At 60.8% G+C, this 388-nt stretch carries 1 protein-coding gene; it reads right to left on the bottom strand.

The window, feature by feature from the left end; translation table 11 throughout:
* Positions 1 to 388, bottom strand: a 388-nt coding sequence (locus E1189_RS23830) for a hypothetical protein (RefSeq protein WP_230460266.1), incomplete at both ends; no start/stop codon positions are given.

The raw sequence follows: 388 nt of genomic DNA on the forward strand, positions 1-388 counted from the left end.
GCCCAGCTTGGCGTTCTGATCCACCAGCGCGAGCAGGGTGCCGTCCATGGGATCGAGGCCGAAGTTCTTGAGCGTCACAAACGCCTGCGTCACTTGATCGAGCTGCAGGGGAGTGCTCTTGGTGAACTCCTTGATCCAGCCCACCGCCTGCTCACCGGCTGCGACGCTGCCCATCAGGGCTTCCATCTGGATGGCGAGGCGTTCGTATTTGTCGCCAACACTGAGCACGCCTTGCATGGCCCGCTTGAGGGCATAAACACCGGTACTGGCCAGGATCAGATTACGAAGAGACGTGCCCAGTCGTGCAAGGCTGTTCTCCGCTTTGTTAGCATCGCGGGCGATCTCCCGAAAGCCGGTGCGCTTGAGTGCCGAGCGGGATTGTTTGGCT

The sequence above is a fragment of the Parendozoicomonas verongulae genome (assembly GCF_009711465.1).
In the GTDB taxonomy this organism is placed as follows: domain Bacteria; phylum Pseudomonadota; class Gammaproteobacteria; order Pseudomonadales; family Endozoicomonadaceae; genus Sansalvadorimonas; species Sansalvadorimonas verongulae.